Source organism: Pseudomonas siliginis, assembly GCF_019145195.1.
In the GTDB taxonomy this organism is placed as follows: domain Bacteria; phylum Pseudomonadota; class Gammaproteobacteria; order Pseudomonadales; family Pseudomonadaceae; genus Aquipseudomonas; species Aquipseudomonas siliginis.
Genome location: NZ_JAHSTW010000004.1, coordinates 44,134 through 65,881, shown reverse-complemented (window position 1 = coordinate 65,881; position 21,748 = coordinate 44,134). Strand labels below are relative to the sequence as shown.

Annotated in this window: 24 protein-coding genes; 10 read left to right on the top strand and 14 right to left on the bottom strand. The window is 60.5% G+C overall.

Annotated elements, in window-relative coordinates:
• Positions 1 to 139: 139 nt before the first annotated feature.
• Positions 140 to 1,216, top strand: a complete 1,077-nt coding sequence (locus tag KVG87_RS09925; protein WP_056783605.1) for a DUF748 domain-containing protein — start codon at positions 140 to 142, stop codon at positions 1,214 to 1,216.
• On the opposite strand, the gene KVG87_RS09920 is transcribed toward KVG87_RS09925, so the two are convergent.
• On the bottom strand, positions 1,213 to 1,710 hold the full coding sequence (locus KVG87_RS09920; protein WP_217850538.1) for a helix-turn-helix domain-containing protein: 498 nt from the start codon (positions 1,708 to 1,710) through the stop codon (positions 1,213 to 1,215). The two genes, KVG87_RS09925 and KVG87_RS09920, sit on opposite strands and share 4 nt — an antisense overlap.
• A gap of 225 nt (positions 1,711 to 1,935) precedes the next feature.
• Here KVG87_RS09920 and KVG87_RS09915 point away from each other — a divergent pair, with 225 nt between their 5' ends.
• Together KVG87_RS09915 and KVG87_RS09910 are read left to right on the top strand one after the other, a co-directional pair.
• On the top strand, positions 1,936 to 2,781 hold the full coding sequence (locus tag KVG87_RS09915; RefSeq protein ID WP_076566454.1) for an AAA family ATPase: 846 nt from the start codon (positions 1,936 to 1,938) through the stop codon (positions 2,779 to 2,781).
• A gap of 12 nt (positions 2,782 to 2,793) precedes the next feature.
• Positions 2,794 to 3,972 (top strand): vWA domain-containing protein, encoded by a 1,179-nt coding sequence (locus KVG87_RS09910; RefSeq protein WP_016771218.1) that lies wholly within the window; start codon positions 2,794 to 2,796, stop codon positions 3,970 to 3,972.
• Positions 3,973 to 4,060: 88 nt separating this feature from the next.
• Here KVG87_RS09910 and KVG87_RS09905 read toward each other — a convergent pair whose 3' ends face one another.
• The 4 genes from KVG87_RS09905 to KVG87_RS09890 all read right to left on the bottom strand — a co-directional run bounded on the left by KVG87_RS09905 (position 4,061) and on the right by KVG87_RS09890 (position 7,783).
• On the bottom strand, positions 4,061 to 4,984 hold the full coding sequence (locus KVG87_RS09905; RefSeq protein ID WP_217850536.1) for a 5-oxoprolinase subunit C family protein: 924 nt from the start codon (positions 4,982 to 4,984) through the stop codon (positions 4,061 to 4,063).
• Entirely contained in the window at positions 4,981 to 5,685 is a 705-nt protein-coding gene (gene pxpB, locus KVG87_RS09900) for a 5-oxoprolinase subunit PxpB (protein ID WP_217850535.1), read from the bottom strand. The genes KVG87_RS09905 and pxpB overlap by 4 nt, the downstream gene beginning before the upstream one ends.
• On the bottom strand, positions 5,682 to 6,434 hold the full coding sequence (locus tag KVG87_RS09895) for a 5-oxoprolinase subunit PxpA (RefSeq protein WP_217850534.1): 753 nt from the start codon (positions 6,432 to 6,434) through the stop codon (positions 5,682 to 5,684). The genes pxpB and KVG87_RS09895 overlap by 4 nt, the downstream gene beginning before the upstream one ends.
• A gap of 62 nt (positions 6,435 to 6,496) precedes the next feature.
• Positions 6,497 to 7,783 (bottom strand): MFS transporter, encoded by a 1,287-nt coding sequence (locus KVG87_RS09890; protein WP_016771221.1) that lies wholly within the window; start codon positions 7,781 to 7,783, stop codon positions 6,497 to 6,499.
• Positions 7,784 to 7,942: 159 nt separating this feature from the next.
• Between KVG87_RS09890 and KVG87_RS09885 the strand changes: the two genes are divergently transcribed.
• A complete protein-coding gene (locus KVG87_RS09885) occupies positions 7,943 to 8,857 on the top strand; it encodes a LysR family transcriptional regulator (RefSeq protein ID WP_217850533.1) in 915 nt (304 codons plus the stop codon).
• Between the two features lie 285 nt (positions 8,858 to 9,142).
• Here KVG87_RS09885 and KVG87_RS09880 read toward each other — a convergent pair whose 3' ends face one another.
• From KVG87_RS09880 to KVG87_RS09870, 3 genes are read right to left on the bottom strand one after another with little or no spacing between them, the layout of a single operon-like run.
• A complete protein-coding gene (locus tag KVG87_RS09880; protein ID WP_024012023.1) occupies positions 9,143 to 9,685 on the bottom strand; it encodes a DUF2937 family protein in 543 nt (180 codons plus the stop codon).
• Positions 9,686 to 9,697: 12 nt separating this feature from the next.
• Positions 9,698 to 10,474, bottom strand: a complete 777-nt coding sequence (locus KVG87_RS09875) for a class II glutamine amidotransferase (protein ID WP_041478844.1) — start codon at positions 10,472 to 10,474, stop codon at positions 9,698 to 9,700.
• Positions 10,475 to 10,489: 15 nt separating this feature from the next.
• Positions 10,490 to 10,987 carry an MFS transporter gene (locus KVG87_RS09870; RefSeq protein WP_217850532.1) on the bottom strand — a complete coding sequence of 166 codons (498 nt, stop codon included), beginning with the start codon at positions 10,985 to 10,987 and terminating at the stop codon, positions 10,490 to 10,492.
• A gap of 236 nt (positions 10,988 to 11,223) precedes the next feature.
• On the opposite strand from KVG87_RS09870, the gene KVG87_RS09865 reads away from it, so the two are divergent.
• Positions 11,224 to 13,278, top strand: a complete 2,055-nt coding sequence (locus KVG87_RS09865; protein ID WP_217850531.1) for a S9 family peptidase — start codon at positions 11,224 to 11,226, stop codon at positions 13,276 to 13,278.
• Between the two features lie 238 nt (positions 13,279 to 13,516).
• The gene (locus KVG87_RS09860) at positions 13,517 to 13,990 is read left to right on the top strand and encodes a cyclic nucleotide-binding domain-containing protein (protein ID WP_016771227.1); all 474 of its coding nucleotides are present in this window, start codon (positions 13,517 to 13,519) and stop codon (positions 13,988 to 13,990) included.
• On the opposite strand, the gene KVG87_RS09855 is transcribed toward KVG87_RS09860, so the two are convergent.
• On the bottom strand, positions 13,987 to 14,271 hold the full coding sequence (locus tag KVG87_RS09855) for a hypothetical protein (protein ID WP_016771228.1): 285 nt from the start codon (positions 14,269 to 14,271) through the stop codon (positions 13,987 to 13,989). The two genes, KVG87_RS09860 and KVG87_RS09855, sit on opposite strands and share 4 nt — an antisense overlap.
• 80 nt (positions 14,272 to 14,351) lie before the next feature.
• Here KVG87_RS09855 and KVG87_RS09850 point away from each other — a divergent pair, with 80 nt between their 5' ends.
• The 4 genes from KVG87_RS09850 (at position 14,352) to KVG87_RS09835 (ending at position 16,571) form a co-directional block, all read left to right on the top strand.
• Positions 14,352 to 15,038 carry a spermidine synthase gene (locus KVG87_RS09850; RefSeq protein WP_217850530.1) on the top strand — a complete coding sequence of 229 codons (687 nt, stop codon included), beginning with the start codon at positions 14,352 to 14,354 and terminating at the stop codon, positions 15,036 to 15,038.
• A gap of 49 nt (positions 15,039 to 15,087) precedes the next feature.
• Positions 15,088 to 15,459 carry a YajD family HNH nuclease gene (locus KVG87_RS09845; protein WP_003222612.1) on the top strand — a complete coding sequence of 124 codons (372 nt, stop codon included), beginning with the start codon at positions 15,088 to 15,090 and terminating at the stop codon, positions 15,457 to 15,459.
• A gap of 182 nt (positions 15,460 to 15,641) precedes the next feature.
• Complete coding sequence (locus tag KVG87_RS09840; RefSeq protein WP_007911337.1) at positions 15,642 to 16,112, top strand: RNA methyltransferase; 471 nt, start codon at positions 15,642 to 15,644, stop codon at positions 16,110 to 16,112.
• An 81-nt stretch (positions 16,113 to 16,193) separates the two neighbouring features.
• On the top strand, positions 16,194 to 16,571 hold the full coding sequence (locus KVG87_RS09835; RefSeq protein ID WP_217850529.1) for a YgaP family membrane protein: 378 nt from the start codon (positions 16,194 to 16,196) through the stop codon (positions 16,569 to 16,571).
• 112 nt (positions 16,572 to 16,683) lie between these two features.
• Here the strand turns inward: KVG87_RS09835 and KVG87_RS09830 are convergent, their stop codons facing one another.
• The 5 genes from KVG87_RS09830 to KVG87_RS09810 all read right to left on the bottom strand — a co-directional run bounded on the left by KVG87_RS09830 (position 16,684) and on the right by KVG87_RS09810 (position 21,660).
• Positions 16,684 to 17,133, bottom strand: a complete 450-nt coding sequence (locus KVG87_RS09830; protein WP_016771232.1) for a YcgN family cysteine cluster protein — start codon at positions 17,131 to 17,133, stop codon at positions 16,684 to 16,686.
• A gap of 252 nt (positions 17,134 to 17,385) precedes the next feature.
• Positions 17,386 to 18,318, bottom strand: coding sequence for a D-2-hydroxyacid dehydrogenase (locus tag KVG87_RS09825; RefSeq protein ID WP_217850523.1), 933 nt, complete (start codon positions 18,316 to 18,318; stop codon positions 17,386 to 17,388).
• Between the two features lie 105 nt (positions 18,319 to 18,423).
• The gene (locus KVG87_RS09820; RefSeq protein ID WP_041478850.1) at positions 18,424 to 18,717 is read right to left on the bottom strand and encodes a YcgL domain-containing protein; all 294 of its coding nucleotides are present in this window, start codon (positions 18,715 to 18,717) and stop codon (positions 18,424 to 18,426) included.
• Positions 18,714 to 19,847 (bottom strand): ribonuclease D, encoded by a 1,134-nt coding sequence (rnd, locus tag KVG87_RS09815; protein ID WP_071174688.1) that lies wholly within the window; start codon positions 19,845 to 19,847, stop codon positions 18,714 to 18,716. The genes KVG87_RS09820 and rnd overlap by 4 nt, the downstream gene beginning before the upstream one ends.
• A 163-nt stretch (positions 19,848 to 20,010) precedes the next feature.
• Positions 20,011 to 21,660, bottom strand: coding sequence for a phosphoethanolamine transferase (locus KVG87_RS09810; protein ID WP_217850522.1), 1,650 nt, complete (start codon positions 21,658 to 21,660; stop codon positions 20,011 to 20,013).
• Positions 21,661 to 21,748: the final 88 nt, after the last annotated feature.

The window sequence follows — 21,748 nt, the reverse complement described above, 5'->3', positions numbered from 1 at the left end:
CTGGGTCCTTATGCAGCGTTGAATTCAGCCTTCCAAGGTAAGCCCGTTGCCGATCACAGTCCAGTCGGGTCGAACGTCTGCAAACGCGCGGAGTCAATCGCTTTGAATCGTCAAGCCACACTCTTGAAGGAACAATGGCATGAAACGTCGTTACAGCTGGCCGCTCTGGACCCTGGCGGGTGTCGTGGTGCTGCTGGTCGCCCTGCATTTCGCCCTGCCCTATCTGGTACGCGACTACCTCAATGACAAGCTCGCGGACATGGGCGATTACCGAGGCCAGATCACCGATGTCGACCTCGCGCTGTGGCGCGGCGCATACAAAATCAACGGTCTGAAGATCGTCAAGGTCGATGGCAAGGTACCGGTGCCGTTCGTCGATGCGCCGTTGATCGATCTGTCGGTGAGCTGGCATTCACTGTGGTACGACCATGCCGTGGTCGCGCAGGTGCAATTCCTCAATCCCGAAATCAACTTCGTCGACGGTGGCCCCAACAAGCAGAACTCGCAGACCGGTCAGGGCACCGACTGGCGTGAGCAGTTGGGCAAGCTGCTGCCGATCACCCTCGATGAAGTGCAGATCAACGACGGCCGTATCACCTTCCGCAACTTCAATTCCAAGCCGCCGGTGAACATGAATGCCAGCAACGTCAACGCCAGCATCTACAACCTGACCAATGTGGTCGACAAGGAAGGCAAACGCGACGCCCGCTTTGAAGGCAAGGCTTTGCTGCTGGGCCACGCGCCATTGGAAACCACCGCCACCTTCGATCCGCTGAGCAACTTCGAAGACTTTGAATTCCGTCTGCGCGCCCGTGACATCGAGCTCAAACGCATGAACGACTTCGCCGCCGCCTACGGCAAGTTCGACTTCAACGCCGGTCACGGCGACGTGGTTATCGAAGCGAAGGCAGAGAAAGCCCGGCTCACCGGCTACATCAAACCTCTGCTGCGCGACGTCGACGTATTCAACTGGCAGCAGGACGTCGAGAACAAGAACAAAGGCCTGTTCCGCTCAATCTGGGAAGCGCTGGTCGGCGGCACCGAGACCGTGCTGAAAAACCAGAACAAAAACCAGTTCGCCACTCGCGTCGAACTCAGCGGCAATGTTCACCAGCAGAACGTCAACGCCTTCGAAGCGTTTTTGCAGATTTTGCGCAATGGCTTCATCCAGGCATTCAATGCGCGGTACGAACGGCCGAAGCCAGATGAGGGTTAAGTTTTGCGGTTGACGACATATCGACCTGTGTCTTCGGCCGCTATCGATGAACGCTGTTGCAGCGAATCCCAGCCCAGACAGGCCAAGGCCAAAGAACGTGGCACTGCTTCACGCCCATTGCTGTAACGGCTGATGCTGCGAGCGCTCACACCGAGCGCTTCGGCCGCATCATTGAGAGAAAGTCCGGTACGGGCGCGCCAATCGATAAAAATGCGCGTGTTCTCATCTTGGGCATTTTGCGCTAGCGCATCCATATACAAGGTGTCTGCACCGATCTGAACGTCGGGTTCAATCCATTCAACGATCCAACCCTCGTCCCCGACTGCGGCAGTCGCAAAGACTTCGCGATCAAGCAGTGGCCGCAGACCTGGATAAGTATGAATATCCATCCCCAAATCAACTGTCAGTTCCTGACCATTGATAAATGTCAGCGCCAACCTGAAATCTGACAGGACGTGCGCAGATCGCAGACGCGGCCGTTTCATGGGTAACATCGATTTTCTGCCTTTTTACTAACCGAGTAAGAAAGGCTATCGCCAAATCGGCGATACCAAAATACTGGCCATCCGCCGAGACTGAGTCAACATGTGACGCTCCATTCAGAGACTGAATAAGCCGTCTGCGTTCACAGTCGACCGGCGTGCGCGTTATAGTCGAGCATCCGATTATTTCGCCCCGCCCTGCCCGCAAGGTCAGCGTTACCGTTCGAGGATTTGCAGATGAAGTTCGAAGGCACCCAGGCCTATGTCGCCACCGATGACCTGAAGCTGGCGGTCAACGCCGCCATCACCCTGGAGCGGCCGCTGCTGGTCAAGGGTGAGCCGGGCACCGGCAAGACCATGCTCGCCGAGCAACTGGCCGAATCGTTCGGTGCCAAGCTGATCACCTGGCACATCAAGTCCACCACCAAGGCCCATCAGGGTCTGTACGAGTACGACGCGGTCAGCCGTTTGCGCGATTCGCAGCTGGGCAATGAAAAAGTCCACGACGTGCGCAACTACTTGAAGAAAGGCAAGCTCTGGGAAGCCTTCGAGTCCGAGGAGCGGGTGATTCTGCTGATCGACGAAATCGACAAGGCCGACATCGAGTTCCCCAACGACCTGTTGCAAGAACTCGACAAGATGGAGTTCTACGTTTACGAAATCGACGAGACCATCAAGGCGAAAAAGCGCCCGATCATCATCATTACTTCCAACAACGAAAAAGAACTGCCGGACGCCTTTCTGCGCCGTTGCTTCTTCCACTACATCGCCTTCCCCGACCGCAGCACCCTGCAGAAAATCGTCGACGTGCACTACCCGGACATCAAAAAGGACTTGGTCAGCGAAGCGCTCGACGTATTCTTCGACGTGCGCAAGGTACCGGGCCTGAAGAAAAAACCATCCACGTCCGAGCTGGTCGACTGGCTGAAACTGCTGATGGCCGACAATATCGGCGAAGCGGTGCTGCGCGAGCGCGATCCGACCAAAGCCATCCCGCCACTGGCAGGCGCGCTTGTGAAGAACGAACAGGACGTGCAACTGCTTGAGCGCCTGGCGTTCATGAGCCGGCGCGGCACCCGCTAAGAGGCTGCTGCCATGTTGCTCAACCTGTTCAACGAAATGCGTGCAGCCAAGGTACCGGTGTCGGTGCGCGAGTTGCTCGACCTGATCAACGCGCTGAAACAGCGCGTGACCTTCGCCGACATGGACGAGTTCTATTACTTGTCGCGGGCGATTCTGGTGAAGGACGAGCGGCATTTCGACAAGTTCGACCGCGCGTTCGGCGCCTATTTCAATGGCCTGGAGAAACTCGACGATCACTTGCAGGCGCTGATACCCGAAGACTGGCTGCGTAAGGAATTCGAGCGCTCGCTGAGCGACGAAGAACGCGCGCAGATCCAGTCCCTTGGCGGGCTAGACAAACTCATTGAGGAATTCAAGAAGCGTCTGGAAGAACAGAAAGAACGCCACGCCGGCGGCAACAAGTGGATTGGCACCGGCGGCACCAGCCCGTTCGGCTCCGGCGGTTTCAACCCTGAAGGCATCCGGGTTGGCGACGCCGGCAAGCGTCAGGGCAAAGCGGTCAAGGTCTGGGATCAGCGCGAGTACAAGAACCTCGACGATTCGGTGGAATTGGGCACGCGCAATATCAAGGTCGCTCTGCGTCGTTTGCGCAAGTTCGCCCGCCAAGGTGCCGCAGAAGAACTCGACATCGACGGCACCATCGACCACACCGCCAAGGACGCCGGCCTGCTGAATATCCAGATGCGCCCGGAACGGCGCAACACGGTGAAGCTGTTGCTATTGTTCGACATCGGCGGCTCGATGGACGCGCACGTGAAGATCTGTGAGGAATTGTTCTCGGCCTGCAAGACCGAGTTCAAGCACCTCGAGTACTTCTACTTCCACAACTTCATTTATGAATCAGTGTGGAAGAACAACATGCGCCGCACTTCCGAGCGCACCTCGACCCAGGATCTGCTGCATAAATACGGCGCCGACTACAAAGTGATCTTCATTGGTGACGCCGCCATGGCGCCGTACGAAATCACCCAGGCCGGTGGCAGCGTCGAGCACTGGAACGAAGAGCCGGGTTACGTGTGGATGCAGCGCTTCATGGAAAAATACAAGAAGCTCATCTGGATCAATCCGTATCCGAAAGATACCTGGGGCTATACCTCGTCGACCAACATCGTCCGCGATCTGATCGAGGATCAGATGTATCCGCTGACGTTGCGCGGGCTTGAAGAAGGGATGCGGTTTCTTTCCAAGTAATCGTTAACACGACGAACGCCTTCGCGAGCAGGCTCGCTCCCACATTGGAATGCTTTTACCTGTGGGAGCGAGTCTGCTCGCGAAGGTTTTAGCGATCTTTAAAGCGCTGCAAATACTCGACATGCTCGCGGTGCGCGACGTCCTGCACTACCGGCCTCAATTTCACCTTCGCTCCCGGCAGGCATTGCGCCAACCGCGCCAACGACAGCGGCGTCAACGCGCCCAGGCGCGGATAGCCGCCAATGGTCTGCCGATCATTGAGCAACACAATCGGCTGTCCGTCCGGCGGTACCTGCACAGCGCCCAAGGGAATGCCCTCTGAAATCATCGGCGCGCCCTGATATTGCAGCGCCGCGCCCAACAGGCGGATGCCCATGCGGTCGGCGCGACTGTCGATGGTCCAGGCGCTGTTGAAGACATCGAACAGGCTCTGCCCGCTGAACTGGCCGATCTGTGCGCCGAGCACCAAGTCCAAAGGCGCGTGCGTTTTGAAATCCGGCCGAAGCGCCGAAGGCATTTCCCGTACTGCCAACGCTTCGCCGCTGTAACCGAGCACCGCCCCTTTGGCGAGCGGAAGGCCCATGCCATCAAGCCCGCCCAATTCTTCGCGTACCACCGTGGCACTGCTGCCCAGTACCTTGGGCGCAGTAAACCCAACGGGCGCGGCCAGATATGCCCGGGCGCCGAGCAAAGGCTGCGTGAACCGCAATGTCTGCCCTTTCGCCAACCGGAAACTGCGCCACGGCGCCAGCGGTTGGCCGTCGATCTGCGCGCCGAGATCCGCTCCCGCCAGCGCCAGCAGGCAATCCTCTTCAGCCACCACGGCAAAGCCGCCGAGGGTGATTTCAACCACTGCTGCATCCAGCTCATTGCCGAGCAGCCAATTGGCCCAGCTCATCGAACACCAATCCGTCGCGCCGCCCTGGGTCACGCCCAGATGCCGCACGCCAAACCGCCCGGCGTCCTGCAACAGGCACAGCGGCGTGCTGGCCTCGATCATCAATCGACTCATGCCAGCGCCTCCAGTGGGGTGTCATCGCCGCCCAAGCGTATGAATTCGGCGTGATCGACGGCTTCGAAGCGCACCGTGTCGCCCGGTTGCATCAGGCTGTAGCCGTCGCGATGGCGATCAAACAGTTGCGCCGGGGTGCGCCCGATCAGGTTCCAGCCACCGGGCGAGACCACCGGATAGGCAGCGGTCTGCCGCTCAGCGATACCGACGCTGCCGGCGGCGACTTTCTTGCGCGGTGTGCTCAAGCGTGGCGCGGCGAGCATTTCTTCGACCAGGCCCATGAAGGCAAAACCCGGCGCAAAGCCCAACGCGAACACCTGATATTCCCGTGCGCTGTGGCGACGAATCACCTCCTCCACCGCGAGACCGCTGCGTTCAGCCAGCAGGCTCAGTTCCGGGCCGACACTCAAGTCGTACCAGACCGGCAAGACGTGACACTGCCCACCGCTTCGCGCATTCGGCGTCAGATCGACCAGCGCTTCGGCGATCAATTCGCGCGCCTGCGCCGGACTCAACAGCGTCAGATCGTAATGCACCATCAACGTCGTATAGGACGGCACCAGATCGATCAGTTGTGCACCAAACGCCGTGCGCAAGCGCTCGCTGGCGGCGAGCATCCACGGCATGTTGGCTTCGGCGATTTCATCGAACAGACGCAGCATCAGGCAATCCAGCGCCACCACTTCAACCCGTGGATTCATGACGCACTCGACTGCTGCAAGGCCTGGCGAATGCGCCGCACGGCGGCCACGGAACTGGCGTTGTCGCCGTGGACGCACAAGGTGTTGGCGCGCAGGTTCAAAGCGCTGCCATCGCTAGCGGTGAGCGCGCCGCCATTGGCGATGGTCAGCGCTTGCTCGATGATTTTTTCGGGATCGTGATGCACGGCACCGGGCAATTGCCGGGAGACCAGCCGGCCGGCGCTGTCGTAGGCACGGTCGGCGAACGCTTCAAACCACAGCGTTACGCCGTATTCATCGCCAATTTGCTGCGCCGCAGCGTTTTCTCTGGTCGCCATCAACATCAGCGGCAAGCTGCGGTCATACGCGGCCACGGCCTGCACCACCGCGCGCAACTGCGCCGGGTTGGCCATCATGTCGTTGTACATCGCGCCGTGGGGTTTGACGTAACTCACACGCCCGCCCTGCGCCTTGCAGATGCCGTCGAGGGCGCCGATCTGGTAATGCAGGATGTCTTGCAGCTCTTGCGCGGAATACGCCATGGAGCGCCGGCCGAATCCGACCAGATCCTGATAGGCCGGGTGCGCGCCAATCTGCACGCCGTGTTCGAGGGCCAGCGCCACGGTTTTGCGCATGATGCTCGGGTCGCCGGCATGGAAACCGCAAGCGATGTTGGCGCAATCGATGAAGGGCATGACCTCGGCATCCAGACCCATGGTCCAGCTGCCGAAGCTCTCGCCAATGTCGCAATTCAATAGCAGGCGGCTCACGGTGAACACTCCTGTAGCTGCTGGTCTTTTTATCTGTAGGAGACTTCTGCGCAGGGTATCAGTTACTGCGCGTCGAGTTGCTTGCCACGGGTTTCCGGCAGGCTCAGCGCCGCGAGAATCACCACGCCGTAAGAAACCGCCGCGAAGGCACCGATGCCCATGCTCAGCGGGACTTTCTGGCTGAGCAGGCCGATCAACAGCGGGAACAACGCCGCCAGTGCGCGGCCGATGTTGTAGCAGAAACCCTGGCCCGAGCCGCGAATCCGCGTGGGGAACAATTCAGTCAGAAACGCGCCCATGCCGCTGAAAATCCCCGAGGCGAAGAAGCCCAGCGGAAAGCCCAGCCAGAGCATCACGCCATTGCTGACCGGCATCTGCGTGTAGAGCAGAACGATGGTGAACGAGCCGACGGCAAACAAAATGAAGTTCTTTTTCCGCCCCAGCAGGTCGGTCAGATAGGCGCTGATCACATAACCGACATAGGAACCGACGATCACCATCGCCAGATAACCACCGGTGCCGAGCACGCTCAAACCGCGCTCGTTCTTGAGGAAAGTCGGCAGCCAGGAGGTAATCGCGTAGTAGCCGCCCAGCGCACCGGTGGTCAGCAAGGAAGCGCGAAAGGTGGTGAAGAGCATGCCAGGGGCAAATATCTCGTAGAACTTCGCCGGGTTTTCCGGAGTTTGCGCGGCTTTGGCTTCGCGATATATCTCCGGATCTTTCACCAGGCGACGGACAAAAATCACGAATATCGCCGGCACGATGCCAAGGATGAACAGCGCCCGCCAGGCATCTTCCGCAGGCAATACCGAGAACAGCAGCGCATACAAAATCGCCGTCAGGCCCCAGCCCAGCGCCCAGCCGGATTGCACCATGCCCACCGCTTTGCCGCGATCCTTGGCGCGGATCACTTCACCGATCAACACTGCGCCAGCGGTCCATTCACCGCCGAAACCGAAGCCCATCAACGTGCGCGCGATCAACAATTGTTCGTAGTTTTGCGCGAAGCCGCAGAGGAAGGTGAAGAAGGCGAACCACAGCACCGTCAGTTGCAGGGTGCGCACGCGGCCGATGCGGTCGGAGAGGATCCCGGCGACCCAACCGCCGATCGCCGAGGCGATCAAGGTGCTGGTGTGAATCAGCCCCGCTTCGCCCGTGGTGATGCCCCACATCGCGATCAGCGTCGGCACGACGAAGCTGAGCATCTGCGTGTCCATGCCGTCCAGACCGTAGCCGATCTTGCAGCTCCAGAATGTGCGGCGCTCCTGCTGGTTGATGTTGCGGTACCAGTCGAACGGCCCGGGGCGCGCCGCAGGCTTGGATAAAGGGAGGGTGTCGGGAGCACTCATGGCAAATCTCCGCAGGGCTTTTATTGGTCTTGTTCGAAGCTCCGACGACGCCTATCGTGGGAACCGGATGCGCCGATTTTTCGTCGCCCTGCCCTGCGCCGTCCAACGAATAAAAACCCGCCTTAGGCATAAGAAAAATTTGTCAGCCGAGCCTTGTCCATGAATCTGAAGTTTCTCGAGACCTTTATCTGGGTCGCGCGCCTGAAGAGTTTTCGCCTGACCGCTGACAAGCTGTTCACCACCCAGGCATCGATTTCCAGCCGCATTGCGGTGCTCGAAGGCGAGCTGGGCGTAAAGCTGTTTTTGCGCGATTCACGCGGCGTCAGCCTGACCCCGGAAGGCCTGAAAGTGCTCGACTATGCCGAGCAGATGCTCGACACCATGGCGGCGCTGAAGCAGTCGATCGAGACCCGTTCGAGCAAGGTCGGGCGGGTGCGTATCGGCGTGATGGACACAGTGATCCATACCTGGCTGAGCCCGCTGGTGGCGCAGATGACCGATCTGTACCCACGGGTGGAAATCGAATTGGTCGCAGATACCGCGCTGAACCTCTGCGATCAGCTGCAAAAAGGTTTTCTCGATCTGGTGTTGCAAACCGATCTGGTCCGCCACGAAAGCGTGCGCAGCCTGGAGCTGGCCAGCCATCCGCTGGGCTGGATCGTCGCCAGCAATTCGATCCACAACCGTGACTACGCCGACCTCGCCGAACTGGCACAGGAGCGGATCATCACCTATTCGAAAAACTCACGACCGCATCAGGATATCGTCGCGCTGATGCAGGCCAGCGGCGTCATGGCGCCACGCTTGAATTGCGTGAACTCGGTGTCGGCGATCACCCGGTTGTTGCGCGACGGCTTCGGTATCGGCGCGCTGCCGCCGGTGCTGGTGACCGAGGAGCTGGCGCGGGGCGAATTGATCTTGCTCGACATCGAGCAGCGGCCGGCGAATCTGCCGGTGGTGGTGTCGTGGCGGGTCGGGGTTGAGTGGGTCGAGGAGATCGTGACGTTGTGTCAGCAGGTGCTAGCGGGGTATGCGCACAAGGTGGGCAAGGACTGCATCACCCTCACTGAATGATCAGTGGCGAAGGGATTTATCCCCGCTCGGCTGCGCAGCAGTCGTGATTGCGGCCAACGCGGTCTTTCAGTGCAGGTTTTGGGGCTGCTGCGCAGCCCAACGGGGATAAATCCCCTCGCCACAGAACTCATTCACCACAGAACCCACTCACCACAGAACTCATTCACCACAAAACCCACTCACCCCAGAGCCCACTCCCCCCATAGCCCACCCACCACAGAGCCCACTCGCCACAGAATCCCCCATGCCATAAAGCCTCTCTTGCCAGAGGGGATTGAGCAAGTCTTACAAACCGCGCACGTCGCGATCTTCGATCGGTCGGCTCTGGCGCAGGCGGCGGCCGCCGAGGACGACCCAGTCGATCAGGCGGAACAGGCATTCGACACCGAACGACAGCAGCAATGCGCCGCTCATGCCCCAGATCATCGCCTCTGGCGTCAGCAAAATCTGGTAGCTGTAGCCGTTCCAGGTTTCCTTGCGAATATCCGGATCGGCGGCCAGCACCACTTGCAGGAAGCGCACATACCACGGGCCTTGCATCGCCTGGAACTGCTTATCCAGCGCGACCTGGCGGGTGAGCAAAGTGTTCAGGCTGTCAGCATCGCTGCGAAAAATCGGGTCTTCGCTGGCACGGTAATGTGCGACCAGCGCCTGCATATCGCCTTTGAAAAACTGATCCGCCGTGCCCTGGAAACCACGCAGACCGGTCTGCGCTTCGATCAGGTGCGCTTCGACACGTTGCGCGTAATCGTTGATGAACCCCGGCACCTGGACACCGATCAACAGGCCCGCCGCAAACAACACCAGCCGTAGATAACTGAGCAACATGGGTGCAAATCCTTATTCGGTCTTGCCCTGGCTGACGCATTCGCCGCGTCGCCACAGGCTCCATTGGCCCGGTTCGTAACGGGTCCAGGTTTCGTTTTCGGTCAGAGGCTCGGTGGCAATCACCGTGACCACGTCGTTGGGCGTGGTTTCGGCCTGGAAGTCGACGATCACATCGACATCCTTGAGCCGCGCCGGGCCGAACGGGGCGCGGCGGGTGATCTGAGCCAGTTTGGTCGAGCAGTAACAGAACAGCCAGTCACCGTCGCTGAGCAGGCAATTGAACACGCCCTTGCTGCGATATTCAGCGCAAGCGGCGACCAGATCCGGCAGCAGCACTTCGATATCGACCGGTTCCGGAAACGCCGCGCGCACACGGTTGAGCAGGTCGCAGAATGCCGCTTCGCTGTCGGTATCGCCGACCGGGCGGTAGAAACTCTTGATCGCAGTGAAATCGGCGAGCTGGCCGTTATGCGCGAAACACCAGTTGCGCCCCCACAATTCGCGGACGAACGGATGGGTGTTGGACAGGCAGACCTTGCCGACGTTGGCCTGGCGGATGTGGCCGATGACCACTTCGCTCTTGATCGGATAACGCTGCACCAGGTTGGCCACTTCCGACTCGCTGCTCGCTGCCGGGTCCTGAAACAGCCGCAGGCCCCGCCCTTCGTAGAAGGCAATGCCCCAGCCGTCGCGGTGCGGGCCGGTGCGTCCGCCACGCTGCATCAGGCCGGTGAAGCTGAACACGATGTCGGTCGGCACGTTGGCACTCATGCCCAGTAATTCACACATGTGCGGACTCTCGGGTTACAGACGCGGCTCGACCCGCATGCGCTGCGGATTGTTCGGTACTGGCGGGCGACCGTAGCGGTCGTCACCGGCGCCACCGAATGGCTGATCGTCGTCGCGCTCCTCGGCACGGGCGGCGGCCTTGGCGGCCTCGGCGCGTTCACGCCGGGCTGTCGAGGCGCGCTCGAGCGGCAGGCGGATCAAGACGAAAACCAGATACACCCCGAAGGCGATCATGCCGTACATGAACAGATCGGAAACCGCGCGCCAGGCGTTGTTGCCGACCTTGAACAGCATGTCCAGGGCGGTGATGGCGATGGCCGGTGCAACTTTGGCTTTCACCGGATCGACGATGGTCGGGCTGAACAGCAACACCGCCATCAGCACACGCAGCGGCTCGCGCAGCCAGCGCCACATCCAGGTGGTCAGGCGCATCCATACCAGCAGGCAGCCCACGGCGGCAAAGGCGTAAAGGCCCCAGGCGATCAGATAGTCGTTCTCGGTCATGGTGTCCATGGCAAGGCAGGCAAATAGGCGCTTATAGTAACGACTTTTCGCCCATGCGGCGTGTCCCAATACCAGACGGCCAGCAGCCGCCCCTGTGGGAGCGAGCCTGCTCGCGAATACGGACTGTCAGTTGCAACAGCGTTGTCTGACACACCGCTTTCGCGAGCAGGCTCGCTCCCACAAGGGCTGCGGCGCTTTCAAGCCCTGCGAACAACCCAATTCCGAATACTGTCCGAGAGCCTTCCATGCCCGAATCCGCCAATGTCATGACTGCCCCGATTGCCCAGCGGGCGCCCGGCGCCGACCCGTATGCCTGGCTGCAGGAGCGCGACACCGACGCGGTGCTCGACTACCTCAACGCTGAAAACACTTATCAGGAAGCGCAAACCGCCGATCAGGCCGAGCTGCGTGAAAGCCTGTTCAACGAGATCAAGGGCCGGATTCTCGAGACCGATCTGTCACTGCCCTCGCCTTGGGGACCCTACCTGTATTACACGCGCACCACGGCCGGTGACGAATACGCCCGGCACTACCGCTGCCCGCGTCCTGCCGATGACAGCCTGACCCTCGATGAAAGCCGCGAACAATTGCTGCTCGACCCGAATGCGCTGGCCAATGGCGGCTTCTTCTCGCTCGGTGCTTTCAGCATCAGCCCCGATCACCAGCGCCTGGCCTACAGCGTCGATGCTTCGGGCGATGAGGTCTACACGCTGTTCGTCAAGGAGCTGTCCAATGACAAGGTCAGCGAACTGGAATTCGAGGACTGCGACGGCAGCATGACCTGGGCCAACGACAGCCTGACCCTGTTCTTCGGCGTGCTCGACGACACCCACCGCCCGCACAAACTGTTCCGCTATCGCCTTGATGGCACTGCCGCCGAAGAGGTTTTTCACGAGCCGGACGGGCGTTTCTTCCTGCATTGCTACCGCGCCAGCTCTGAACAGCAATTGCTGCTGTCGCTGGGCAGCAAGACCACCAGCGAAGTGTGGGCGCTGGACGCCAACCAACCGCACCTGCCGTTCAGCTGTCTGGCGCCACGGGTCGAAGATCACGAATACGACGTCGACCACGGCCTGCTCGATGGCGTCTGGACCTGGTTTATCCGTACCAACCGCGACGGCATCAACTTCGCCCTGTATCAGGCTCCGGACACTGGCGTGCCGCCGAGCGAGGCCGACTGGCAGAACCTGATCCCGCACAACGAAGAAGTGATGCTCGACGGTGTCAGCCTCAACACCGAGGCGATGACTTTGAGTCTGCGCGAAGGTGGCCTGCCGGTCATCGAGGTTCACCCACAGGGCTCGGCGCCGTATCGCGTGCAATTGCCCGATGCGGCCTACAGCCTCCACGTGCAAAACAGCCTGGAATTCGAGAGCGACCGCATTCGCTTGCGCTACGAAGCGTTGAATCGCCCGGCCCAAGTGCGCCAGTTGATTCTTGCCAGCGGCGAGCAAACGGTGCTCAAGGAAACCCCGGTACTCGGCCAATTTGATGCCGACGCCTATGTCAGCCAACGTCTATGGGCCACCGCCCCGGACGGCACGCAGGTGCCGATCAGTCTGGTGATGAAGCGCGAGATGGTCGGTAAACCGGTGCCGCTGTACCTGTATGGTTACGGCGCTTACGGTTCCAGCCTCGATCCGTGGTTTTCCCATGCACGCCTGAGCCTGCTCGATCGCGGCATGGCCTTCGCCATCGCTCACGTACGCGGTGGTGGTGAATTGGGCGAAGCCTGGTATCGCGCCGGCAAGCAGGAACACAAACACAACACCTTCAGCGACTTTATCGCCTGCGCCGAGTTTCTGATCCTCAACGGCATCACCACGGCAGAAAAACTGGCGATCAGCGGCGGCAGCGCCGGTGGCCTGCTGATCGGCGCGGTGCTCAACCAGCGCCCGGACCTGTTCGGCGTGGCGATTGCCGAAGTGCCGTTCGTCGACGTGCTCAACACCATGCTCGACCCCGATCTGCCGCTGACCGTCACCGAATACGACGAATGGGGCAACCCGGAAGAACCGGACGTCTATGATCGGATCAAGGCTTACGCACCGTACGAAAACGTCACCGCGCAGGCTTATCCGCCGCTGCTGGTGATCGCCGGCTACAACGACAGCCGCGTGCAGTACTGGGAAGCGGCCAAGTGGGTGGCGAAATTGCGCGCAACCAAGACCGACGACAATGTGCTGCTGCTCAAGACCGAACTGGGCGCCGGGCATGGCGGCATGAGCGGGCGCTATCAGGGATTACGTGACGTAGCGCTCGAATATGCATTTGTGTTCAAGGTTTTGGGCCTGGCCTGAGGAACTCCGTCGGTCACTTGGGTCTTAATTCCAGACCCATTGTGGCGATGGGATTTATCCCCGTTGGGCTGCGAAGCGGCCCCAAAACCTGCAAACTCAGTATTTCTGAAGCACCGAGTTGGCAGGACTTGCGACTGCTGCGCAGCCGAGCGGGGATAAATCCCCTCGCCACAAAAGCCCGTTCCTACGGGATCCGTGTATAGCCTTGAAATGTGAAAACAATAAAGACCGCACCGACATGTCCGAACCGACCTTTCTGAACAACGAAATCCGCGACTGGCTGATGGACTGTGGCCTGTTCGATCAATTGCAGCTGGCCGACTTTGCGGCCGCTTCCGGTTACTTCAGCATCAGCACCGTGGCTGAGGGCGAGGCGATTTTTCGCGAGGGTGATGCCGGCAGTTTCATGTGCATCATCCACACCGGCCAGGTCGCCGTGCAGAAAACCGGCGCCGACGGCCAGGTGATCACCATGGCCACCCTGCGCAGCGGCCGCGCCTTCGGTGAAATGGCCGTGCTCGATGGCGAGCGCCGCTCGGCCACGTGTATCGCGGCGAGCAACTGTCAGTTGCTCAACCTGGGCAAGGACTCGCTGGAAAAAATGCTCAACGACGCACCAAAAATCGCCGCAAAGATCATCCGCGCCCTCGCCGTCTCGCTGTCCAAACGCCTGCGCATGGCCGACGGCCAACTCGCCGCGCAACAGGTTTAACCGCCGGGGGATTTGACCTTGTTGCCGTTCGGCTCGATGCCCGGCACCGGTTGATCCTTGCTCGGCGGGCTGGGCATTTCGATCGGTACCAGCGGTGGGCTGCCGCTGCCGGCGCCCGACTTGGGCAGGGTGATCGGGGTGATCTGCGGATACGGCGTCGGCGTCGCGGTGCCGGGCGAACCGGGTTGCGGCGTCGGGCTGACCGGAACGCTCTGCTGGGCCTGCACCGCAGTAATCGCGAGCGCGGCCAGGGTAATGACCGTTAGAATGGTGCGCTTCATCAAGGGCTCCGTTTGGCCTCTAGTCTTTGCTCAGGCTACTCCCAACGCGCCTGCTTGCCTTCCCCCTTGTAGAGATTTCCATGAAACGTTCCGTTCTGCTCGACACCACCCCGATCCCTGAAAACGGCGGTGCCCTGTGCCTGTTCGAGTATGGCGAGGATTTCGTCATCAAGATCCAGGGCGGCGACGGCGGGCAGTTGATGAACACGCGCATGCACGGTTCTGAAGATGCGCTGGCCGAGATTCCCTGCCGCAAGGTCGCCGGCCGGCCGAATTCGCGGGTGTTGATCGGCGGCCTGGGCATGGGTTTCACCCTCGCCTCGGCACTCAAGAACCTGGGCAAGTCCGCCGAAGTGGTAGTGGCTGAGCTGGTGCCCGGCGTGGTCGAGTGGAATCGCGGCCCGCTCGGGGAGAAATCCGGTCGGCCATTGCTCGACCCGCGCACGGTGATCCGTCAGGAAGATGTGGCCAATGTGCTGCAAAGCGAGCCGAACGGTTTCGATGCGATCATGCTCGACGTCGACAACGGCCCTGAAGGCCTGACCCAGAAGGCCAACAGCTGGCTGTACTCCGCCGCGGGTCTGAATGCCTGCGCCAAGGCCCTGCGCCCCAAAGGCGTGCTCGCGGTGTGGTCGGCCAGCGCCGACCGACAGTTTTCCGACAAATTGAAGAAGGCCGGCTTCAAGGCCGAAGAAGTCCAGGTCTTCGCCCACGGCAACAAGGGCACCCGTCACACGATCTGGATTGCCGAGAAGCTCAAGGGCTGAGCTAAACTCTGCGCATAACCGTCATCAGTCTTTCTGCAAAGGTGAACCCATGAGTTCGTCCACCCCCACCAACACGTCGAAGCTGGACCGCATCCTCGCCGACAACCAGCGCGACAAGGAAATGGGCTACCGCGACAAGGCCCTGAAGATGTACCCGCACGTTTGCGGCCGCTGCGCCCGTGAGTTTTCCGGCAAGCGCCTGAGCGAACTGACCGTGCATCACCGCGACCACAACCACGACAACAACCCGCAGGACGGCTCGAACTGGGAGCTGTTGTGCCTGTATTGCCACGACAACGAACACTCGCGTTACACCGATCAGCAGTATTTCGGCGACGGCTCGCTGAGCACACCGAAGATCGCCAAGGCCACGCATAACCCGTTTGCGGCCCTGGCTGGCCTGATGAAAAAAGAAGACTGAAGATCTTCATCGCCTGAGCTGGCCCTTTCGCGAGCAGGCTCGCTCCCACAGTTGGAATGCGTTCCCCTGTGGGAGCGAGCCTGCTCGCGAAGGCGGCCGGCCAGACACCACAAATCTCGAATCTGCCCGCCCTCCCCCAATCCCCGTATAATCGCCCTCTTTTTCCCGAAGGCACCCCGCTCGTGGCAGACAAACGGTACAGCTGCATTGGTTTGTATAACCCCAAATCACCCGAGAACGTCGGTTCGGTGATGCGCGCCGCGGGCTGTTACGGCGTGGCGTCGGTGTTCTACACCGGCAAGCGTTATGAACGCGCGGCCGATTTCGTTACCGACACCAAGCGCGTGCACTACGACATTCCGTTGATCGGCATCGACGACCTGAAAAAAATCCTTCCGCTCAACTGCGTGCCCGTCGCGGTAGAACTGGTCGAAGGCGCCCGGCCGCTGCCGGAATACACCCACCCCGACCGCGCCCTGTACATCTTCGGCCCCGAGGACGGTTCGCTGGATAAAGAGATTCGCGACTGGTGCGAAGACGTCGTGTACATCCCGACCACCGGCTGCATGAACCTCGCCGCCACGGTCAACGTCGTGCTCTACGACCGCATGGCCAAAGGCCTGAACACCCGCTCCGGGCCGAAATTCCGCTGAAGCGTCGCACATTCGATGGAACAAGCTGACCGCCCGGGCAGTCAGCTTATCTATCAATCGCACCCTGCCTGGAGATAGACCATGAGCGAGCTCAAACGCGTAGAACGCATCGAATCCACCCCGTTCCAGTCGCCTTCGCACAAGAATGTGCATGGCTGGGAGCGCGTCGGCTCGTTGACCGGCGGCGTGCTGATGGTCGGCAAGGGCCTGCGCCGTGGCGGCGTGTTCGGCCTGATTCAAGTGGCGCTCGGCGGCATGGCCGTGGCCCGTGGCATTACCGGGCACTGCTCGGCGAAAAGCCTGTTGGAAAAAGGTCGTCAGGACATGAACAACGTGCGGGCGAAGATCGAACGCGCCGGAGAAGAACTGAGCAAGTTGAAGACCAATGCCGAAGTGGCCACTGAAACAGCCACCGTCACCGGCAATGATTCGCTGGTCTCGCCGAAGGCCGGCGTCTGATCCGGGATTTTCAGCGCCGCTGATGGCCTCTTCGCTGGCAAGCCAGCTCCCACAGAAAAACCTGTGGGAGCTGGCTTGCCAGCGATTGCGATATACCTGAAGCGAGAAAATTTCAGCCCGCGCGAAAGATCAGATGATCTTCCCAGTCATCTTCCGGCACGCTGCCTTCGGCGAGCATGCGCCCGGACTGGGAAATCCGCTCATGGTGCACCGCGTCGCGGTCGCCACACACCAGGTGATGCCATAACGGCAGATCCTTGCCCTCGCTGACCAGACGATAACCACAGGTCGGCGGTAGCCATTTGAATTCTTCCGCCTGACCCGGCGTGAGCTGAATGCAGTCAGGGACAAACTTGATCCGGTTCGGATAATCGCTGCACTGGCAGGTTTTCAGATCCAGCAGTTTGCAGGCGATGCGCGTGTAATAGACGCTGTTGTCTTCTTCGTCCTCGAGCTTTTGCAGGCAGCACAGACCGCAGCCGTCGCACAGCGATTCCCATTCCTCGTGATCGAGTTGATCGAGGGTTTTGCGTTTCCAGAACGGTTCGACTATGGCGGCCATGGCTCAAGCATCAACATCAAGGTGGTGAAAAGGCCGCCAGTCTAGTGCCAGCGGGTGCGGGGGCCAAGCGCTGGCGACTGTCGGTAAATCCGCTTGTCAGCGCCAGCGTCGCCCGCTGAGCAAACTGGCGGCTATGCCTTGAAACCAATGTGGCAGCGAGCCTGCTCGTGAAAGCGCTGTGTCAGACACGCTGTTGTCGACTGACACGCCCTCTTCGCGAGCGGGCTCGCTCCCACGATGATCGGCGCTGGATCAATATCCGCGGGTGAAATCTACCTCGCCACGCAACGCTTCACCTGCCTCATACGCTTTCAGATTCTGCACAAACAAATCCACCATCAGCGCCGGCGAGGTCGGTGCCGAGCTGTGCCCGGTCAGGAGCAAGCCCCACGCGGTCCAGAATGGATGGCGTTGCGGCAATGGTTCCTGACGGCAGACGTCGATCACCGCGCCGGCCAGATGCCCTTCCTTCAAGGCTTCTACCAGATCGGCATCGACCACTGCGACACCACGCCCGGCGTTGATGAACAATCCGGTCGGCTTGAATTGCTTGAACAGCGCCGCGTCGTAGATATCGTGGGTGTGTTCGGTGTTCGGCAGCAGATTGACCACGTAATCCACTTCGCCCACCAGACGCGGAAGATCGGCCAGCGCGCCGACTTCGACAAACGGCGCCTGTTCGCGGGCACTGCTGGCGATGCCGTACAGCTCGACGCCGAACGGCCGCAGAAACTGCGCAACGCTCTGGCCGATGTCACCGGTGCCGACGATCAGCACCTTGCGCCCTACCAGACTCTGGCCGCTGCGGTTGTCCCACTTGCGCTCGACCTGGCTGACCAGCCGCGCCAGCACTTCGCGTTCGTGGCCGAGGATGTAGGTCAGCACGTATTCGGCCATGACCTGACCGAAAATCCCCACGGCGCGGGTCAGGCGATAATCGCGGCGCAAGCCGTCGACCAGCAGCGGCGTAATGCCGGCCCAGGTCGATTGCAGCCATTGCGGTTGATGGCCCTGGCGCAGCAGGGTCGCGAGCAGATCCGGCTGGCCCAGCCACACCGGGCAATCGGCGGCCTGCCGCGCCAGTTCGGCGGAGTCGCCGCTGGTCAGGACTTCAAGCTCGGGCAGTGCCTGACGCAGCAGGCGGGCGTATATCGCGTGGTCGTGTTCAGCAATCAGAACGCGCATCTTCAAACCTTTCGCAAACCGTGCAGACAGCCGCCGGATTCGGGCCGGCCATCGCGGTAAAAACAGTTCCAGGGTTAACCGAGGCCCAGGACAGGGCCTCGCGGGTCAGACCGGGTCGTTGCGTCGCAGCAACTCTTCGGGCAAGTGTTCGATGTACTCGTCCTCGGCCGGTGGCATCTGCAGGTGATAGCCCTGCTTGTCGAGGTTTTCCAGAACCACGGTGATGTCTTCGCTGGCCAGCTTGCGCTCCGGCGACAGCACCAGATCGAAGGAATGCTTCGCTTTGCCGAAAGCCGTCATCAGCGCTTCCGGCACGCGCTCGAGCGCATCACTCTTGAGCACGTAGAGATACATGCCGCTGCGCTTGGAGCTTTGGTAGATGGAGCAAATACGTTTCAAGGCTGTTCTCCGGCGGTGGCCAGGCTGTCGAGCAGCTTCTGGCCGAGCAATTCGCGGCGCCAGCCACGCAGCGAATCGGGCAATTGGTAAGGCCCCTCGGGGAAGCCGCTTTTGACCAGGGCTTCGAGGGTTTTCTTGCGCAGCATCAGTTCCGGGGCAATACCCAGGCGTTCGGCCTCGGCCTGACCCAGCGCGCGCAGTTGCTTGATCAGCGCAGCGGCTTCGATCGGCAACGGCTCCGGCACTGCCGGCGGCCATTGATCTGGCCCCACACTGCCAGAGCGTTTGATCAGATCAAGCAGAAACTGACCGTCCTGACGTACGGTACGCGGGTGCATGTCTTCGATCTTGCCCAGCGCCGCGAGGTTATCCGGCTGGGTGCGGGCCAGGGGCCACAGCGAGTGTTCCCGGACGATGCGGTTGCGCGGCAGGTCGCGGGCGCGGGCTTCTTTTTCGCGCCAGGCGCACAGCTCACGCAGCACGGCCAGTTGCGCACGGGACAGCTTCCACGCCAGTTTCGCCTCGCGATAGACCTCGTACGGATCGGTTTCGCGGCGCAGGTTGGCGACCAGTTCGGCGCCATCCTCCAGCACCCAGGCGAACTTGTCGGCGGACAGCTTGGGGCGTAACTCGACGAACACCTCGGCCAGATGCACTGCGTCTTCGGCGGCGTAGCTGATCTGGGTTTCGGACAGCGGGCGCTGCAACCAGTCGGAGCGGGTTTCGCCCTTGGGCAGGTCGATGCCGAGCACTTCCTGCACCAGACGCGAATAGCCCATCGAGAAGCCGAGGTTCAGGTAAGCGGCGGCCAGTTGCGTGTCGAACAACGGCGCCGGCAGGCTGCCGGTCAGGCGCAACAGCACTTCGAGGTCTTCGCTGCAGGCGTGCAGGACTTTCAGCACCGCCGGGTTCTCCAGCAACGCGGCCAGCGGTTGCCAGGCGTTGATGGTCAGCGGGTCGATCAGGTAGGCGCGTTTGCCGTCGCCGATCTGCAACAGGCCGGCAATCGGGTAGAAGGTGTCGACCCGCATGAATTCGGTGTCGAGGGCAACGAACGGCAGCTGCTGCCACTCGGCGCAAAACTGCGCGAGGCTTTCGTTGTCGCGAATCCAGTGAATATCGATAGCCACACGGCTCTCCCTTGAAGAATGGCGCGCAGTATATATCGCCACCGACGATTTACGCGCCTTTGAAGGGCAAGAGCTGTAAGGAAATGTCTTGCCTGTCAGCAAGAATAGTCTGACAGCAGAAACAGAAAGGCCCGTCGCATTGGCGCGACGGGCAGGAAACGCTTCACTGCTTGGCCAACACGCCGTCGATCACCGCGCCGCGACAACCGGCAAACATGTCCAGCGCCGGCTGATAGACGCTGCTGCGCACTTCCAGCAGACCGAGCATCGAGTGGAACAGATTGTCCTGGCTCAGCGGCTTGTCCCGGCTCAATTGCAGGCAATGGGTGTCGACCGAATAGGCCTTCTGATAGCTGTCGGAGAACCACGCCAGCATCGCTACATGCTTTTGTTGCTCGGGCGCCAGCATGTATGGCGTGCCGTGCAGAAACAGGTTGTACTCGCCCAGCGATTCGCCGTGGTCCGACAAATAGAGCATGGCGGTGTCGACTTTGTCCTGATTGCTGCGCAGCACATCGATCAGGCTCGCCAGCACATGATCGGTGTAGACCAAGGTGTTGTCGTAACCGTTGACGATACTTTCGCGGCTGCAATTGTTCAGCGCGTTACTTTCACAGACCGGAGTGAAGTGTTCGTACTCCTTGGGATAACGCTTGAAGTAGTCCGGGCCATGACTGCCCATCTGGTGCAGGACCAGCACGGTGTCCTTGTCCAGATGATCGATGAAACTTTGCAGACCTTGCAGGAGGATTTCATCGCGACATTCGCTGTTGGCGCACAGCGCCGGGTCCTGCAACTTGCTGACATCCTGCACCGTGACGCGGTCGCAAGTGCCTTTGCAGCCGGACTGGTTATCGCGCCAGATCACATCAATGCCGGCGCGCTTGAGTACGTCGAGCAAGCCCTCTTCATTCCTGGCCTTGCTGGCGTTGTAATCCTTGCGGCCCATGTTGGAGAACATGCATGGCACCGAGACCGCCGTTTCCGTACCGCAGGAATGCACATCGGTGAAGGCGATCAGCCCCGCTTCCTTGTCCAGTTGCGGGGTGGTGTCGCGGTCATAACCGAGAATGCCGAAGTTCTGCGCCCGCGCACTCTCCCCCACCACCAGCACCGTGAGAGATTTGCGGGGTTGTAGCTGCAGGTCGGGATTGCGCTGGGCATCTTCGCCGATCTTGATGAACGGCTGCTGCGCCGAGACCACTTGCTCTTGCAGGTAGCCCAGGGACGCACCGATGTAATTGCTCGGCACCAGCATCAGGCGAATTTCGTGGTGATTGCGAAACAGTGACGATAAGCCTTGGTAGTTGGCCAGTGCGACAACACCGATCACCGCCGCCGAGGCAACACTGACAATAACTTTGCTGAACAACTCGCGATGCCAGCGCCGATAACTGACCGGAACTTTCCACAACAACAAACACGGCAGGACACCCAGCAAGAGAATATAAGCAAACAACTTCAACGAGAGCAGATCGCGCACTTCCGTGACGTTGGTCTCGGCAAAGTTGCGCAACATGCCGGCATCGATCATCACGCCATATTGGCTCATGAAATAAGCCACGCCGGCGCTGACTAAAAACAACAGGGTCAACAGTGGTTTAAGCAGTGGCCGGAAAGCGAATAACGTCAGGACTATGTTGAACGCGGCAAAGATCATCACGCCGAACGCCACGCGCATGGCGATGCCCTTGCCATCGGCGGCGGTGATCTCGAACAGATGTTGCCAAAGCACCAGATTGAAACCGAGCAATAAAAAGGCGCTGGCAAACAACGTCACCCATTCCGGGCGCACGGCTTTTAACTTCAACATGATGAGTGACTGTTCCTGAAAGAAGAGCCTCGTCGATTGTGAAAATTTCATTCACCGAGGCATGCCAAACTTTAGGCAGCCATGGATC